A 16,422-nucleotide genomic window follows, 5' to 3' on the forward strand; every position below is an offset into this window, starting at 1 on the left:
CGAGTGAGCAAGTCGTGACAGTGAGGACCAGCGTGAGCCAGCAGTCGTGGGACAACCAGCCCAGCCCGTGGAGCCGACAGGGCAGTGACAACCCTGCCCCGGCGCCTGAGCAGTCGTCCCAGGAGGCCTGGCGCAACGCCCCGCCGCCGCAGCCGCAGCCCAGCGCCCCGCCGGCGAGTTCGCAGCCGTCCGCCGGCTCCTACCCCCAGTACCCAACCCAGCAGCCGGGCGCCGGGGGCTACCAGCAGGCGCCGTCGCCGTACGCCGCGAACCCCTATCAGCCCTACGCCTACCCGACCGGGCCGGTCGATGACGGCACCTCGAAGAAGGGTGCTCTCGGGCTGGGCATGGCGTTGTCGGCGCTGGTGATCTCGCTGCTGCTGAGCTGGTTCACCGCCAAGGCCTATGTCGACCTGATGCAGGCCCAGGGCACCGCCGAGATGACCACCGAGAACCTGCCGCCAGAGCAGAACGCGATGCTGATGCGCGCGGGCATGGGCGTGCTGGGACAGGTGCTGCCCACGATCCTGGGCATCCTCGGCCTGATCTTCTCGGTGCAGGCGATGAAGATCGCCTCACAGCGATCCAAGGGGATCGTCGGACTGATCGTGGCCATCGGTGCCCCGATCGTCAGCTTCATCTTCTGGATCGTGCTGATCATGCAGGGCGCGGCCGAGTACTTCTGACCAGCGCTGCGGCGGGCGGTCAACCGCCGGAGGTGTCGAGTTCGGCCTCGCTGAGGTCGAGCTCGCACCCCGAGGTCGAGTCGAGCCACCCGTAGGGCAGCACGACCTTGTGCCGTGGACTCCCCTGCCGGCCGCGGGGTCGTCCCAGTTCACCCTCGGGAAAGGACGCGTCCTGGTCGAGTTGGGCGAGCAGGGCGTCGAGTTCGTCCAGTGACGAGACCATGGCCAGGCTGCGGCGCAGGTCGCCACCGACCGGGAAGCCCTTGAAGTACCAGGCCATGTGCTTGCGCAGGTCGGTGAGTCCGTGCCGTTCGCCCATCAGAACGGCGAGCAGCTCGGCGTGCCGGCGGACGACCGCGGCCACGTCACCCAGGGTGGGCAGCGCCCGGCTGGTGCCGCCGGTGAAGGCGTCGGCCAGGTCGGCGAACAGCCAGGGACGACCCAGGCAGCCTCGTCCGACCACGACGCCGGCGCAGCCGGTGCCCTCGACCATCGCCAACGCGTCGGAGGCCTCCCAGATGTCGCCATTGCCGAGCACCGGGATGTCGACGTGCTCGACCAGCGCGGCGATGGAGTCCCAGTCGGCATGGCCCGAGTAGGCCTGGGCGACGGTGCGTCCGTGCAGCGCGATCGCTGCACAGCCGGCCTGCTCGGCGATCCGGCCGGCGTCGAGGTAGGTCAGGTGGTCGTCGTCGATGCCCTTGCGGGTCTTCATCGTCACCGGCACCCCGTGCGCGTCGGCGGCCTCGACCGTGGCCCGCAGGATTGCCTCGAGCCGGTCACGCTTCCAGGGCAGCACCCCTCCCCCGCCCTTGCGGGTCACCTTGGGCACCGGGCAGCCGAAGTTCAGGTCGACGTGGTCGACGCGGTACTGCTCGCACAGGATGTGGGTGGCCTCGGCCATCATCGCCGGGTCGACCCCGTACAACTGCACCGAGCGCACGGTCTCGTTCGGGGCGAAGGCCAGCATGTCCTTGGTCTTGTGGTCGCCGACGACCAGCCCCCGCGAGGTGATCATCTCGCAGACGTAGAGCCCGGCCCCCTGCTCGAGGCACAGCTGCCGGTAGGACGCGTTCGTGATGCCGGCCATTGGCGCCAGCACGACGGGCACGTCGACCGAGACCGCGGCGGGGCGGCTCGGCGCGTCGAGGACGAGCGGGGCATGCACCGGGCCACCCTACCGGTGCGCACCCCTAGGCCGGTTCTCACCGACCTCGTCCGGGTCACCGTAGGCGCTGGGTTCGTCGATCGAGGTACCCAGGAACGGCTGGACGACCATCTTCGAATCCAGTCCCCCCAACGCCCGGCGGTAGCTGCCGACATCGGCCCAGCTCGACACCAACGCCCACAGCTGGGGGTCGTCCAGGTTGCGGACGAGGTCGAGACCCAGGCAACCGGGCTTGCCGCGCAGCAGGTCGAGGGCCGGCTGGGCCTGGGCCAGGAACCGGTCACGGTCGACGACGGCGAAGCGGTTGACGACGATCACGTGCCCAACCTAGCGGGCTGGCAGACTGGGAGGACCATGACCAGCCAGACGCCCGCCACGCCCGTGCGCGACACCCGCCAGCGCCGTGCCGTGCGTGAGCTGATGGCCAGCACCGATGCCTTCCGCACCGCCCAGCAGGTGCACGACGACCTGCGCGCCGCCGGTGAGTCGGTGGGTCTGGCCACGGTCTACCGCACGCTGCAGTCGCTGGCCGAGGCCGGTGAGGTCGACGCCCTGCGCCAGCCCGAGGGCGAGATGGCCTATCGGCGTTGCTCCGACGGTCACCACCACCACCTGATCTGCCGCAACTGCGGACGCACGGTCGAGATCTCGGCCACCGAGGTCGAGCGCTGGGCCGAGCGGGTCGCCTCGCAGCACGGATTCCGTGACGCCGGGCACGAACTGGAGATGTTCGGCCTCTGCGATCGCTGCCCCGACTGAGCCACCGCAGACCACGGGCCCGACCGCTCAGCTTCGTTCGAGGTGGCTGAACGAACGCAAGCCCCGATCGAGGTGCCAGGCCACGAACGCGGCCACCAGCCCGCTGGCCTCACGCAGCACTCCCGACGGCAGGTCACGAGTGGCCTCCCATTCGCCGGTGAGCTCGGCCACCAGCAGCGCCAGCGCGGCAGGTGAGACCCTGGCCGATCCGGGCGGTCGGCACCGGTCGCAGACCACACCACCGCTGACCGGCGCGAACCAGGGGTGCGGGCCCTCCGCACCGCACACCGCGCAGTCGCTCAGCGAGGGCGCGTAGCCCGCGATCGACAGGGCCCTGAGCAGGTAGGAGTCGAGGATCATCTCCGGCGGCCTGGGACCATCAGGGGTGCCCTCGCCCAGGGTGCGCACCGCCCCGGCCAGCAGCAGATACTGCTGCACCGCCGGCTCGTACTCGACGGTGACCAGCTTGTCGGCGGTCTCAAGCATCACCGTGCCCACGGTGTAGCGCTGGTAGTCGACCATCAACGGCTCGGCCCACGCGTGCAGTTGCACGCACTGGGCGACGATGTCGAGGGTGCGCCCTGCGACCAGTTGCAGGTCGACGTGGCTGAACGGTTCGAGCCGCCCGCCGAACTTGGACGAGGTGCGGCGCACCCCCCGCGCGACTGCACGCACCTTGCCGTGGCGGCGGGTGAACAGGGTGATGATGCGGTCAGCCTCACCCAGCTTGTGGGTGCGCAGCACGATCGCCTCGTCACGGTAGGTCGGCACGCTTCCATCCTGACAGCAGCCAGTACGCTGACGACGTGACCCGCCGCCCGCTGACCCGTGCCGGCCACCTGCTGACCGTGCTTGTTGCCCTGCTGCTGGTTCTCAGCGGGTGCACGTCACGCCAGACCCGCGCCGAGGTCACCATCGGCGCCCCTCGCGACGGACAGGTCCTGGTGCTGGTCACCGACCAGGCCCAGACAGTGGGCACCACGGCTGGCGACGAGGTGTTCAGCCAGGCCCTGTCCAGCGCGTCGATCCCGGCCGAGGTGAAGACCTCGTCCGACGCCGCCGAGCAACTCGAGCAGCTCCTCGCCCAACCGCCCGGTCCCGGCATCGTCGTCATCCAGCCGTGGCCCGACGCCCGGGTGAGCAGCCAACTGCGCCGGATGCGCGAGGCCGGGACGACCGTGCTGGTCGTCCTCAACCGGCCCAGTTCGCCCGACGACGCCGACCTGGTCATCGGATGGGACGAGTTCGGGGCCGGCGAGCGCCAGTTCGCCACGCTGCTGCAGGCGATGCAACAGCAGTGGCCACCGGGGCCCCCGCCGCAGGACTTCTACAACGTCGAGCACACCGCCGGGAACGTCGACGGCCAGGCCGACCGGCTCCGCTTCACCGGCACGATGTGGGCACTCAAGCCCTACGCCAAGCGCGGCGAGGTGGTCACCAAGTCAGGGCAGACCTCGTGGAGCCAGGTCACCACGCCCGACGACGACCAGACCCTGCTGGCCAAGCGCCTGGCCACCACCTTGGAGGCCACCTACCCGGTGCAACCGCTGTCGGGAGTGATCACCGGCTCGCCGGCCGAGGCCGACACCGTGCGCACCGCGACGCAGGGCCTGCAGCGCAGACCGGTGATCGTCACCGACGGCGCCACCGTCGAGTCGGTGACCCAACTGCACCGGGGCGACCTGGCCGGCATCGTCTATCGCGACCCCGCCCGGATCGTGCAGGCCACCGTCGATGCCCTGACCGCGATCCGTTCGGGTGAACCTGTGGTGGTGAACCCCCACATCGCCGGCCACAACAAGCTGCACACCCTGTTCGTCCGGACGCCGGCGCTGATGGTCACCCCCGACGTGCTCACCCCGGGCAACGCCGCCGACCTGCTGCAGGGCAACGCCGAGTTGAGCCGGGCGCTGCGCTGAACCTCGTCCGGTGCGAGACAATCAACGCCATGACCACCCTGCACGACTTTCACGCCGAGGCCCTGATCGGCGGCGACATCGACCTGGCTGACCACGCTGGACGCGTGGTGCTGGTGGTGAACACCGCCTCCAAGTGTGGGTTGACCCCCCAGTACGAAGGCCTGGAGGCGCTGTGGCGAGACCTCGGTGACGACGGGTTGGTCGTCCTCGGTTTCCCGTGTGACCAGTTCGGCCACCAGGAGCCCGGGGACGCTGCCGAGATCGAGCAGTTCTGCACCCGCAACTACGGCGTCAGCTTCCCGATGTTCGCCAAGGTCGAGGTCAACGGCGACGAGGCCCACCCGCTGTTCGCCTGGCTGAACGCCGAGCGCCCCGGCCCCGATGGTGAGGACATCGAGTGGAACTTCGCCAAGTTCCTCATCGACCGTGACGGCACCGTCGTCGAGCGCTTCTCGCCCATGGTCACGCCCGAGGAACTGCGTCCCGCGGTCGAGGCGCTGCTCGGGCACGACCAGTGACGCCCCGCCCCCCCGACCCGCACCCCAGCGGCGCTCGTCCGCCGGCGATCCCGGCCGCTGAACTGCCCCGCCACGTCGCCATCGTCATGGACGGCAACGGACGCTGGGCCAAGCAGCGTGGCCTCAAGCGCACCGAGGGCCACGCCCGCGGCGAGGACGCCCTGTTCGACGTGATCGCCGGTGCCATCGAACTCGGCATCCCCTACCTGTCGGCCTACGCCTTCTCGACCGAGAACTGGAAGCGCTCCCCCGACGAGGTGCGCTGGCTGATGGGGTTCAACCGCGACGTCATCCACCGCCGCCGCGACCAGTTGGACGCGATGGGCGTGCGAATCCGCTGGGCCGGGCGTGAACCGCGACTGTGGAAGTCGGTGATCAACGAACTGAAGACGGCCGAGCAGCAGTCACGCGACAACACCACCCTCACCCTGCAGTTCTGCGTCAACTACGGCGGACGAGCAGAGCTCGTCGATGCGGTCCGGCAGGTCGCCGCCGAGGCCGCAGCCGGGCGCATCGACCCGTCACGGATCACCGAGAAGACCCTCGCGACCCACCTGTACTGCCCCGACGTGCCCGATGTCGACCTGTTCGTCCGCTCATCGGGCGAACAGCGCACCAGCAACTTCCTGCTGTGGCAGTCGGCCTATGCCGAGATGGTCTTCCTCGACCGGCTGTGGCCCGACTTCGACCGCCGTGACCTGTGGCGGGCCGTCGAGATGTACGTCGACCGCGACCGCCGGTTCGGCGGGGCGATTCCCAACCAGGTGCAGTAGAGCCTCAGCCAACCGGAGGCTGGAAGTCCTGGACCGCCTTGGCGGCAGCCAGGACCACCAGCCCGATGCCGAGCAGGGGCCACAGGCTCCGCGACGGCAGCCTGCGCGCCATGGCCGCGACCGCGGCGACCAGGTAGGCCAGCGACGAGATCGCTGCGGCCGCCCCCCAGGCGATCATCGAGTCGTTGCGCACCGTGAAGCCGCCGGCAACCCCGTCGGGGTTCAGGTTGTACACCTCGGTGGTGGCCCGGGCGAAGGCCGCCGCCGCGACCAGGCCGGCCAGGACCGCTGCCAGCAGCAGGGCGATCCTGACCAGCCACGCTCGCCAACTGGTGGGGCGCTGCGGGTCAGCCACGCGCGCGGTTGACCGCCGAGACCACAGCCTTGAACGAGGCGGTGAGGATGTCGGGGTCGATGCCCACGCCCCAGTGGATCTCCTCGTCCTCATCGAGTTCGCACTCGACGTAGGCGGCGGCCTGGGCGTCCCCACCCGAGGTCATCGCATGCTCGGAGTAGTCCAGAACCCGCACGTCGCCGAGGATGCCGAGGGCGTCGACGAAGGCCGAGAGCGGACCATTGCCCTCACCCTCGATCACCTTCTCCTCACCGCGGTGGCGCACGGTGGCGGTGACGTGGTGCACCCCGTCCTCGCTGCTGGAGCTGTGCTTGAGCAGTTCGAGCGGGTGAGTGCGGTCGAGGTACTCCTGGGTGAAGTACTCATACATCTGGGCGGCGGTCACCTCGCCACCCTCGGTGTCGGTGTGGCCCTGGACGACGCGGCTGAACTCGATCTGCAGCCGACGGGGCAGGTCGAGCTTGTGCTCGGTCTTCATGATGTAGGCCATGCCACCCTTGCCGGACTGGCTGTTGACCCGGATCACGGCCTCGTAGGTGCGGCCCACGTCGTGCGGGTCGATCGGCAGGTAGGGCGCCTCCCACTCGATCTCGTGGATGCCGACACCCTGCTCGGCGGCGCGGCGCTCCAGGTCTTCAAGACCCTTCTTGATCGCGTCCTGGTGCGAGCCCGAGAACGCGGTGTAGACCAGGTCACCGGCGTAGGGATGGCGCGGATGAACCGGCAGGCCGGTGCAGTACTCCACGGTGCGGCGCACCTCGTCCACGTCGGAGAAGTCGACCTGCGGGTCGATGCCCTGGCTGAACAGGTTGAGCGCCAAGGTGACCAGGTCGACGTTGCCGGTGCGCTCACCGTGGCCGAACAGGCAGCCCTCGACCCGATCGGCACCGGCCATCAGCGCCAACTCGGTGGCCGCCACGGCGGTGCCGCGATCGTTGTGCGGGTGCAGCGAGACCGCGACGTTGTCGCGGTTGCGCACGTTGCGGATGAAGTACTCGATCTGGTCGGCGTAGGTGTTCGGGGTGGAGCGCTCGACGGTGGCGGGCAGGTTGAGCACGATCTCTCGTCCGGCCTCGGGCTGCCAGACGTCCATCACCTGGTTGCAGACCTCGACGGCGAGGTCGGTCGGGGTCTGGGTGAAGATCTCGGGGCTGTACTGGTAACCGAACTCGACGTCACCCAGGTTGGCCTCGGCGTGCTTCATCACCATCTGGGTGCCCCGGGTGGCCATCGCGATGCACTCGGCCTCCGAGATCCGGAAGACCACGCGGCGGAACAGTTCGGCGGTCGCGTTGTACATGTGGATGGTGGCGCGCCTGGCACCCACCAGCGACTGGGCGGTGCGCTCGATCAGGTCTTCACGTGCCTGGGTGAGCACCGAGATGGTGACGTCGTCGGGAATGACGTCCTCGGTGATCAACTGCCGGACGAAGTCGAAGTCGGTCTGCGAGGCCGACGGGAAGCCGACCTCGATCTCCTTGTAGCCGAGCCTGACCAGCAACTCGAACATCCGGCGCTTGCGGGCCGGGGTCATCGGGTCGATCAGGGCCTGGTTGCCGTCACGCAGGTCGGTGGACAGCCAGCGCGGCGCGTGGGTGATCTTCCTGCTGGGCCAGGTGCGGTCGGGCAGGTCGATCGGGACGAACGGGGTGTAGCGGCTGAACGGCATCGGGCTGGGCTGCTGCACCGGGACGGGCTGCACGCGGGTGCCGAACTGGTTGGTGGTCATTCGGGAGTCCTCACTGGATGGGTCGTGGTTGGCGGGCACGTCCGGTCTCCGCAGCGAGGGGGCCGCCGGACCTGTTACCGGGCCTCGCTGCGGCGAGCAAGGAGCTGCAGCCGCGCACACGTCATGCAGGTGAGGGTACACGCCCGTGGGCCGGCACCGACACTGTCTTGCCGGGGTGTTTGCCCTCGGCGGGTACGGTGCTGGGCGTGCGACTACGACGGCGAACAGTGTTGGGCCTGCTGGGTCTGGCTGGGTGCTCGAGCGCTGCTCGGACGAACCAGACCCCCACGCCCACCCTGCCGGTGAGCCCGAGATCCACCGCGTCCGCCTCCCCGACCGGAACCGTGACCACGCCGGCTGCCTCCGTGCCGAGGCCCTCGTCCCCCACCCCGACGGCTTTGGCCTCGCTGCCCCCTGACCCCTTGCCCAAGGGCGTGGTCAACGTGCTGTTCTTCGGCACCGACGCCCGTGACGGGTCGCTGCGGGGCAACGCCGACGTCATCCTGGTCGCCCAGGTCTCGTCCGACCGGCGCTCACTCACCCTGGTCTCGATCGCCCGCGACACCTATGCCGCCTACGCGGGCGGGGGCCGCGGCAAGATCAATGCCGCGTTCGTCCGCGGTGGCACCGAGGGCCTGCGCCGGACGGTCTCGTCCCTGCTGGGTGGGCTGCCGATCCACCTCACAGCCCAGACCAACTTCGTCGGCATGAACGCCCTGGCGAAGCTGCTCGAGCCGGTGACGGTGGTCAACCGGCACCGCACCACGGTGCAGCTCAGCAGCGACTACCCGCCGCAGACCTTCGAGAAGGGGACGATCACCCTGCGTGGTCCGCAATTGCTGCTGTTCGCCCGGGAGCGCAAGTCGATGCCGCTGGGCGACCTCGACCGGGCCGAGCGCCATCGCGCGATGATGATCGGCATGCTCAAGGCGCTGCAGCAGCGCCTCGAGAAGAACCCCGTGGCCGCCGCGAGACTGCTGCGCGAGGCGCGCCGACGGGTCAAGGTGACTGGGCCGGTCGACCTCGACCAGCTCACCGGCCTGGTACCGGCGATCCGCAGCGCGCGCGCCGACCGGGTCACCTCGCTGATGGTGCCGATCGCCCGCTTCGGCACCGTCGGTGGCGCGTCGGTCAACCTGGTCGACCAGACGCGCCTGGACGCGCTGTCGGCTGCGCTCAAGGCCGGTGACGTCTCCGGCTACGTCACCAGGTACGGCACCAGCCACGCGCCCACCCGTAGGTAGGGCCCACGGGCTGGGACGTGCCTGGGCGGCCTGCGGGCGTGCGGCCAGAATGACTGGCATGGCGTTCACCGCAGAGCTCCCCGCAGGCCCCGACCTGGTGGTCCGCAGGGCGCGGCTGCTTGACCTGGTGACCGGTTCGGTCGGGCCCGAACAGGACCTGCACGTGGTCAACGGACGGGTCGCGCGCTCGTCCGGCTCGTGGGCCGGCCCCGACGTCGACCTCGAGGGCGGCATCGTCATGCCGGGACTGTGGGACGCCCACGTGCACCTGGGCCAGTGGGCGCTTCGCCAGAACTGGGTCGACCTGAGCCCTGCGACATCGGCGCGCCACGCCGCCAGCCTGTTGCGCGAGGCCCTGGCCGACCGACCAGCTGACCAGGTGCTGGTCGGCTACGGCTTTCGTGACTCACGGTGGCCCGACGCGCCCAGTGACCAGGTGCTCGCCGACGCCGTGTCAGATCGGCCGGTCGTGGCCATGTCGGGCGACATGCACGCGGTCTGGGCCACCCACAGCGCATTGGCCAGGCTCGGACTGGACCATTCCAGCGGCCACCTGGTCGAGGAGGACGCGTTCGAGGTGCACCGGCGGGTCAACACCCTGCCTGATGAGCAACTCGACGCCCTGGTCACGTGTGCCGGACGCGAGGCCGCGGCGCGCGGCGTGGTCGGGGTCGTCGACCTCGAGATGGTCGACGGTGTTCCGGCCTGGCAGCGACGCTTCGAGGCGGGGTTCGACAGCCTCGCTGTCCGGACCGGCATCTATCCCCAGTGGCTGCCCGCAGCCGTCGAACGTGGCCTGCGCAGCGGCGACCTGCTCGACGACCTCGGTCTGCTGGCCGTGGGTCCGCTCAAGGTGATCGTCGACGGGTCGCTCACCGCCCGCACGGCGTGGTGCAGCGAGCCGTACGCGGCCTCGACCCTGGGAGCGGCGAACCCCGACCACCCCTGTGGGCTGGCCAACGTCGAGCACGACGACCTGGTGCACCTGATGTCGATCGCGGCCGCCCAAGGACTGGAGTGCGCCATCCACGCCATCGGCGACGCTGCGGTCAGCGATGTGCTCGACGCCTTCGCCGAGACCGGTGCCAGCGGCTCGATCGAGCACGCCCAACTGGTCACCGACGACGACATCACCCGGATGGCCGACCTGGGGCTGCGGGCCAGCGTGCAACCGGCCCACCTGCTCGACGACCGCGCGGCGATGGACGACCTGTGGCCCGGACGCACCCGACACGCCTTCCCGTTGGCGTCGATGGCCCGCGCCGGGGTCCGGCTGTCGCTGGGATCGGACGCCCCGGTGGCCCCCCTGGACCCGTGGCTCGCGATCGAGAGCGCCGTTCTTCGCAGCGACGACAAACTCGATGCGTGGCACCCCGAACAGGCGCTGTCACTGTCGCAGGCGCTGGTGGCCAGCTGCCGTGGGGTCTCCAGCTTGGTCGCCGGCGCCGAGGCCGACCTGATCGTGCTGGACGAGAATCCCTTCGACATCGATCCCGACCGGCTGCACCGGATCCGGCCCAGGATGACGATGCTGGCCGGGCGGGTCACCGCACAGGCCTGACCAGCGCATCGTCCTGCCCCACAATGGAGCCCATGCGCCCGATGCTCGCCGTCCACTCCCCCGCCGGCGTGCCGCGCGGCGACGAGTGGGTGCACGAGGTCAAGTGGGACGGCATCCGGCTGATGGTCGAGGTGGTGGACGGTCGTGTTCGCCTGACCAATCGCAACGGTGTCGACGTCACCGTCACCTACCCCGAACTGCACGACGTCTCGCACCTGCCCGCCGACCTGCTGCTCGACGGGGAGGTGGTGGTCGCCACTGCCGACGCATCCGGTTTCGCGGCGGTGATGCCCCGTATGCACCAGCGCGACCCCCGCAGGATCACCCAGTTGGCCGCCAGCCACCCGGTGCAGTACATGGTCTTCGACCTGCTGCGCCTCGACGGACGAGACCTCACCCGGCTGCCGCTGACCGAGCGTCGCGCCCTGCTGGACGAGGTGGGCCTCGGCTCTGGGTCGTCAGCGTGGCAGCTGCCCCCGCAGTACGACGACGGCGACCTGCTCGCCCAGGCCACCCTCGAGGCCGGCCTGGAAGGTGTGGTCAGCAAGCGCCGCTCGTCGCCCTATGCCCCCGGTGCCCGCAACGGCGACTGGGTCAAGGTGCCCCACCGCAGCGAGTTCGTCGGGGTGATCGGCGGTTGGGTGCCCGAGGCGGGCAGCACGCGCAGGCTGGGTGCGCTGTGGATCGGGCACCCGCACGACGAGACCACGTTCGACGACGACGGCCTGTTGCACCTGGTCACCCGGGCCGGCTCAGGGCTGGGTCATCGTGAGCGTGACGACCTGCTGGGGGTGCTGCGTGAGATCGAGACCGACCGTTGCCCCTTCGTGGTGCCACCGGTCGGTCCGGATGCGCGCCGCACCCACTGGGTCGAGCCGCTTCTGTGCGTGCAGGTGCGCCACCTGGGCAGCCCCGGGGCGCCGCTGAGTCGTGACCGTGCCCAGACGCCCAGTGAGTTCGGGCAGTTGCGCCAACCGGTGCTGCGCAGGCTTCGTCCCGACGTGACACCGCTGGAGGCCTCGGCGATCACCTTCGACGAAGGAGGGGTCAGTGCCGATCAGGGCTGAGCAGCTGCTGACCTCGACCGGGGCGATCACCCGCGACCACGGCGCCAACAGCGTGGCCGTCCTCGCCGACGACATCGCGCGGCTCGGCGCACGCCCGCTCGAGGTCATGGTGCACCGGGTCTGGGACGATCTCGACCAGGTGGCCGAGACGCTCAGGGCCACTGGTGCGCCGATCCCCGTCGTCCACGCCGACAAGGGCATCGGGCCGGACCTGTCGTCCGGTGAGCCCGACGACCTCGACCGCACGTTGGTCGCCTTGGAGCGCAACTGTCGCTTCGCGCGCGCCCTGGGCGCTGAGCGTGTGGTGGTGCACCTGTGGGGGCTGCCCGGCTCCGACGCGCACCTGCACCACAACCTGGCCGCACTGCCGCGGTTGCTCGACGTGACCGACGCGTTCGGGCTGAGCCTGTGCGTGGAGTCGATCGTCTGCCTGGCCTCGACGCCGCTGACAGCGCTGCGCCGGGTCGTCGAGACCGACGAGCGAGCCCGGATCACCCTCGACCTGGAGTTCCTCGCCTTCCATGGCGAGCTGGACGATGCGCTGGCCGCCGACTGGCTGTGGCCCCACGTCAAGCACATCCACGTCAAGGACTTCGACGGCGTCCTCAACGACCCCGAGACCGGGCGTCGCCGCTACCTGCACCCCGGTGAGGGCACCCTCGACCTGGACGGCTTCCTGCGACACGCGGTGGACGGGCGCGGGCACGACGGCACCATCACCCTCGAGGTGGCTGCGGTCAACGGCGACCGCCAGATCGACTGGGACAGGTTGGGCCGCACCCTGGCCTGGTTCGACGGGCTCAGCGGTCCGGCCCGTCCGACCTAGAACCCCAGTCTGTTGAGGAACTTGGGGTCTCGCTGCCAGTCCTTCATCACCTTGACCTTGAGGTCCAGGTGCACCGGCGTGCCGAGCAGGGCGGTGATCTGCTGGCGGGCCCTGGTGCCCACGTCGCGCAGGTGCGAGCCCTTGTGGCCGATCATGATCCCCTTCTGGGAGTCACGCTCCAGCACCATCGAGGCGTAGATGTCGAGCAGCGGCTTGTCGTCGGGGCGTCCGTCACGAAGACCCATCTCGTCGATCACCACGGTGATCGAGTGCGGCAGTTCGTCCCGCACCCCCTCGAGCGCGGCCTCGCGGATGAGTTCGGCGACCAGGGTCTCGGTCGGCTCGTCGGTGGCCTCGTCGTCCAGGTAGTACTTCGGCCCGGTGGGCAGCAGGCTGACCAGCACGTCGGCCACCTCGTCCACCTGGTCGCCGCTGACCGCCGAACAGGGCACGACGTGTGCCCAGTGGATGCCGAGCTTCTCCTCCAGCGTCATGATCTCGAGCAGGTGCTCGCGCAGACGATCGCCGCTGACCAGGTCGGTCTTGGTGGCCAGCGCCACCAGGGTGGGGCGTTGCTTGAGCTTGGCGATCTCACCGATCAGGTAGGCGTCGCCCGGGCCGATCTTCTGGTCGGCGGGCAGGCAGACCCCGATCACGTCGACCTCGGTCCAGGTCGAGCGCACCAGGTCGTTGAGCCGCTCACCGAGCAGGGTGCGCGGCTTGTGCAGACCGGGGGTGTCGATGACCACCAACTGGGCGTCGGGGCGGTTGACGATGCCACGCACCGAGTGCCGGGTGGTCTGCGGCTTGGACGAGGTGATCGCCACCTTCTGCCCGACCAGCGCGTTGGTGAGCGTCGACTTGCCGGCGTTGGGTCGTCCGACGAAGCAGGCAAAGCCGCTGCGAAAACCCTCGGGAGCGGTCTGCTCAGTCATCGTCACCGTCCTGTTCGGGCAGGGGCTCAGGGGCACGGCGGACGAGGCAGGTGTCGATCTGGTGGCGTCGTCCGACGGCCTTCTCAGCGGTGATCTCCAGGCCTTCCCACTCGATCACCGAGCCGGGGATCGGCACCATGTTGAGCACCTTGGCCATCAGGCCGCCGACGGTCTCGACGTCGTCGTCGTCGACGTGCAGGCCGAACAACTCGCCAAGGTCGTCGACCGGCATCCGCGCCGAGATCCGGAACTGGTCCTCGTCCAGTTGCTCGGTCAGGGTGGGTTCTGCGTCGTACTCGTCGACGATCTCGCCGACGATCTCCTCGAGGATGTCCTCGATCGAGACCAGGCCGGCGGTGCCGCCGAACTCGTCGACCACCACCGCCACATGGTTGCGGGCCCGCTGCATCTCGCGCAGCAGGTCGTCCACCGGCTTGGAGTCGGGGCAGAAGATCACCGGGCGCATCAGTTCGCCCACGGTCTGGTTGCGTTCGGCGTCGTGGTTGTCGTAGACCCGGCGCTGCACGTCCTTGAGGTACATCACCCCGTGCACCTCGTCCAGGCCACCCTCACCCACCACGGGGATGCGGCTGAAGCCCGAGCGCAGCGCCAGCGACATGCCCTGGCGCAGGGTCTTGCCCTCCTGGATGAAGACCACGTCGGTGCGCGGCACCATCACCTCGCGCACGATGGTGTCGCCCAGTTCGAACACCGAGTGGATCATCCGGCGTTCACCGGCCTCGATCAGTTCGGTGGCCTCGGCCAGGTCGACCATCTCGCGCAGTTCGGCCTCGGAGCTGAACGGGCCGTCGGTGAAGCCCTTGCCGGGGGTCATCGCGTTGCCGATCAGGATCATCAGCTGCGGGATCGGGCCCAACAGGGTCTCGATCGCCATCACCGGGCCCGACATGGCCCGGGCGATGCCCTCGGCACGTTGGCGTCCCAAGGTGCGGGGTGCGACCCCCCACAGGATGAACGAGACCAGCACCATGGCGCCGCCGGTGACCAGCAACTGCTTCCAGATGGCGTCGAACCAGTCGGCGACGACGATGCCGACCGCGACGATCGAGACGATCTCGAACAGGATGCGGGCGAACATGGCCGCGTTCAGGTACGGCGCCGGGTCGGCCACGATCTTGGCCAGCCTGGGCGCCCCGGCCTTGCCCTCGGCGACCAGGCGTTCGGCCCGCGACCGGGAGAACGACTGCAGGGCGGAGTCGGCGGCGGCCAGCACGCTGGCCAGGATGGCGCAGACCAGCGCGGTGATGATCAGCGCGATCTCGGTGACGTCGAGCAAGGTCAGTCACCCAGCCGATGTTGCTGCCAGGCGGCGATCAGTTGGTCGTTGAGGCCGAACATGACGGCCTTCTCGTCGGGTTCGGCATGGTCGTGGCCGAGCAGGTGCAGCAGGCCGTGGACGAGCAGGTACTCCGCCTCCTCCGAGGCGCTGCGACCGTTCTCGGAGGCTTGGCGCTCGGTGACCGCCGGGCAGAGCACGATGTCACCCAGGTGGCCCTCGGGCGGGTCGTCCTGGGCGCCGGGGGAGCGCAGTTCGTCCATCGGGAAGCTCATCACGTCAGTCGGCCCCGGCAGGCCCAGGAACCGTTCGTGGTAGCTGGCCATCGTGTCTTCGTCGACCAGCAGGATCGACAGTTCCGACTGGGGGTGGATGCGCAGTTGGGCCAGCGCGAAGGTTGCCAGCGCGATCAGGCCCTGTTCGTCGGCCTCCTGGCCGGACTCGTTGTTGAGGTCGATCACCTACGGCCCTTCAGTTCGGACGACGGGCCGCGGAGCGTCCCGGACGACGGCGGTTCTGGTGCTCCTGCTCGCTGACCGTCGACTCGAACTGGTCGTAGGCGGCCACGATGCGTCCGACCAGCTTGTGGCGGACGACGTCGTGGCTGGTCAATTGGCAGAACATGATGTCGTCGACACCGTCGAGGATGTGCTGCACCTCACGCAGGCCACTGCGCATGCCGCCGGGCAGGTCGATCTGGGTGACGTCACCGGTGACCACGATCTTCGACCCGAACCCCAACCGGGTGAGGAACATCTTCATCTGCTCCATCGAGGTGTTCTGCGCCTCGTCGAGGATGATGAACGCGTCGTTGAGGGTGCGTCCACGCATGTAGGCCAGCGGGGCGACCTCGATGGTGCCGGCGGTGAGCAGCTTGGGCACGCTCTCGGGGTCGACCATGTCGTGCAGCGCGTCGTAGAGCGGGCGCAGGTAGGGGTCGATCTTGTCGTTGAGGGTGCCGGGCAGGAAGCCGAGCTTCTCGCCGGCCTCGATCGCCGGGCGGGTGAGGATGATGCGGTTGACCTGCTTGGACTGCAGCGCCTGCACCGCCTTGGCCATCGCCAGGTAGGTCTTGCCGGTACCGGCTGGGCCGATGCCGAACACCACGGTGTGGGCGTCGATGGCATCGACGTAGCGCTTCTGGTTGAGCGTCTTGGGACGAATGGTCTTGCCGCGGCTGGACAGGATGTTCTGGGTGAGCACCTCGGCCGGGCGCTGCTCCTCGGCGGCCTGGCTCATGCCGACCACCCGCTCGACCACGTCGCCGGTCAGGCCCTGGCCGGTGCGCAGGATGGTGACCAGTTCGGTGAACACGTCGGCGGCCAGGGCCACCTGCTCGGGGGTGCCGTCGAGGGTGACCTCGTTGCCGCGCACCAACAGGTCTGCCTCGAGCTCTCGCTCGAGGATGCGCAGGAAGGCGTCTCGCGGACCCAGGATGTTGACCATCGGGATCGAGCCGGGAATGGTGAGCCGTCGACTGGCCACGCTCTGGCGGCGCGCGGGCTCCCCTCGCTCGGGACGGGGACTCATGGCTGAGCTGGTCAGGGTTCCTCCTGGATCGACGACTGCCGACCATCCTACGTGG

At 69.5% G+C, this 16,422-nt stretch carries 18 protein-coding genes; 9 read left to right on the forward strand and 9 right to left on the reverse strand.

What is annotated here, in order from left to right; all coding sequences use genetic code 11:
* Positions 1-32 precede the first annotated feature (32 nt).
* Positions 33-686 carry a hypothetical protein gene (locus IE660_RS04285; RefSeq protein WP_203567112.1) on the forward strand — a complete coding sequence of 218 codons (654 nt, stop codon included), beginning with the start codon at positions 33-35 and terminating at the stop codon, positions 684-686.
* A 19-nt stretch (positions 687-705) separates the two neighbouring features.
* On the opposite strand, the gene dusB is transcribed toward IE660_RS04285, so the two are convergent.
* The gene (dusB, locus tag IE660_RS04290) at positions 706-1,854 is read right to left on the reverse strand and encodes a tRNA dihydrouridine synthase DusB (RefSeq protein ID WP_328701832.1); all 1,149 of its coding nucleotides are present in this window, start codon (positions 1,852-1,854) and stop codon (positions 706-708) included.
* A 9-nt stretch (positions 1,855-1,863) separates the two neighbouring features.
* The gene (locus tag IE660_RS04295; RefSeq protein ID WP_203567113.1) at positions 1,864-2,172 is read right to left on the reverse strand and encodes an antibiotic biosynthesis monooxygenase family protein; all 309 of its coding nucleotides are present in this window, start codon (positions 2,170-2,172) and stop codon (positions 1,864-1,866) included.
* 36 nt (positions 2,173-2,208) lie between these two features.
* Here IE660_RS04295 and IE660_RS04300 point away from each other — a divergent pair, with 36 nt between their 5' ends.
* On the forward strand, positions 2,209-2,613 hold the full coding sequence (locus IE660_RS04300) for a Fur family transcriptional regulator (RefSeq protein ID WP_203567114.1): 405 nt from the start codon (positions 2,209-2,211) through the stop codon (positions 2,611-2,613).
* 27 nt (positions 2,614-2,640) lie between these two features.
* Here IE660_RS04300 and recO read toward each other — a convergent pair whose 3' ends face one another.
* The gene (recO, locus tag IE660_RS04305; protein WP_203567115.1) at positions 2,641-3,384 is read right to left on the reverse strand and encodes a DNA repair protein RecO; all 744 of its coding nucleotides are present in this window, start codon (positions 3,382-3,384) and stop codon (positions 2,641-2,643) included.
* 35 nt (positions 3,385-3,419) lie between these two features.
* Between recO and IE660_RS04310 the strand changes: the two genes are divergently transcribed.
* Genes IE660_RS04310 through IE660_RS04320 form a run of 3 tightly spaced genes read left to right on the forward strand, consistent with a single transcriptional unit; the run spans position 3,420 to position 5,823 of the window.
* Positions 3,420-4,532: a substrate-binding domain-containing protein gene (locus IE660_RS04310; RefSeq protein WP_203567116.1), complete on the forward strand. Its 1,113-nt coding sequence runs from the start codon at positions 3,420-3,422 to the stop codon at positions 4,530-4,532.
* Positions 4,533-4,561: 29 nt separating this feature from the next.
* Positions 4,562-5,050, forward strand: a complete 489-nt coding sequence (locus tag IE660_RS04315; protein ID WP_203567117.1) for a glutathione peroxidase — start codon at positions 4,562-4,564, stop codon at positions 5,048-5,050.
* Positions 5,047-5,823: an isoprenyl transferase gene (locus IE660_RS04320; protein ID WP_203567118.1), complete on the forward strand. Its 777-nt coding sequence runs from the start codon at positions 5,047-5,049 to the stop codon at positions 5,821-5,823. Before IE660_RS04315 ends, IE660_RS04320 begins: the two co-directional genes overlap by 4 nt.
* A gap of 4 nt (positions 5,824-5,827) precedes the next feature.
* Here the strand turns inward: IE660_RS04320 and IE660_RS04325 are convergent, their stop codons facing one another.
* Positions 5,828-6,178 (reverse strand): hypothetical protein, encoded by a 351-nt coding sequence (locus IE660_RS04325; RefSeq protein ID WP_203567119.1) that lies wholly within the window; start codon positions 6,176-6,178, stop codon positions 5,828-5,830.
* A complete protein-coding gene (gene leuA, locus IE660_RS04330) occupies positions 6,171-7,907 on the reverse strand; it encodes a 2-isopropylmalate synthase (protein WP_203567120.1) in 1,737 nt (578 codons plus the stop codon). The genes IE660_RS04325 and leuA overlap by 8 nt, the downstream gene beginning before the upstream one ends.
* Before the next feature lie 365 nt (positions 7,908-8,272).
* Between leuA and IE660_RS04335 the strand changes: the two genes are divergently transcribed.
* The 4 genes from IE660_RS04335 to IE660_RS04350 are packed head-to-tail and all read left to right on the forward strand — an operon-like array spanning position 8,273 to position 12,605.
* On the forward strand, positions 8,273-9,151 hold the full coding sequence (locus IE660_RS04335) for an LCP family protein (RefSeq protein WP_203567121.1): 879 nt from the start codon (positions 8,273-8,275) through the stop codon (positions 9,149-9,151).
* 58 nt (positions 9,152-9,209) lie between these two features.
* On the forward strand, positions 9,210-10,712 hold the full coding sequence (locus tag IE660_RS04340; RefSeq protein WP_203567122.1) for an amidohydrolase: 1,503 nt from the start codon (positions 9,210-9,212) through the stop codon (positions 10,710-10,712).
* Between the two features lie 32 nt (positions 10,713-10,744).
* A complete protein-coding gene (locus IE660_RS04345) occupies positions 10,745-11,779 on the forward strand; it encodes an ATP-dependent DNA ligase (RefSeq protein WP_235997025.1) in 1,035 nt (344 codons plus the stop codon).
* Positions 11,763-12,605 carry a sugar phosphate isomerase/epimerase family protein gene (locus IE660_RS04350; protein ID WP_203567124.1) on the forward strand — a complete coding sequence of 281 codons (843 nt, stop codon included), beginning with the start codon at positions 11,763-11,765 and terminating at the stop codon, positions 12,603-12,605. The genes IE660_RS04345 and IE660_RS04350 overlap by 17 nt, the downstream gene beginning before the upstream one ends.
* Here IE660_RS04350 and era read toward each other — a convergent pair.
* Genes era through IE660_RS04370 form a run of 4 tightly spaced genes read right to left on the reverse strand, consistent with a single transcriptional unit; the run spans position 12,602 to position 16,367 of the window.
* Entirely contained in the window at positions 12,602-13,540 is a 939-nt protein-coding gene (gene era / locus IE660_RS04355) for a GTPase Era (RefSeq protein ID WP_203567125.1), read from the reverse strand. The genes IE660_RS04350 and era overlap by 4 nt on opposite strands.
* The gene (locus tag IE660_RS04360) at positions 13,533-14,837 is read right to left on the reverse strand and encodes a hemolysin family protein (RefSeq protein WP_235997026.1); all 1,305 of its coding nucleotides are present in this window, start codon (positions 14,835-14,837) and stop codon (positions 13,533-13,535) included. Before IE660_RS04360 ends, era begins: the two co-directional genes overlap by 8 nt.
* A gap of 2 nt (positions 14,838-14,839) precedes the next feature.
* Entirely contained in the window at positions 14,840-15,298 is a 459-nt protein-coding gene (gene ybeY, locus IE660_RS04365) for an rRNA maturation RNase YbeY (RefSeq protein ID WP_203567126.1), read from the reverse strand.
* A gap of 10 nt (positions 15,299-15,308) precedes the next feature.
* Positions 15,309-16,367 (reverse strand): PhoH family protein, encoded by a 1,059-nt coding sequence (locus tag IE660_RS04370; protein WP_203567127.1) that lies wholly within the window; start codon positions 16,365-16,367, stop codon positions 15,309-15,311.
* Positions 16,368-16,422: the final 55 nt, after the last annotated feature.

The sequence above is a fragment of the Aestuariimicrobium ganziense genome, assembly GCF_015352975.1.
GTDB classification, from domain to species: Bacteria; Actinomycetota; Actinomycetes; order Propionibacteriales; family Propionibacteriaceae; genus Aestuariimicrobium; species Aestuariimicrobium ganziense.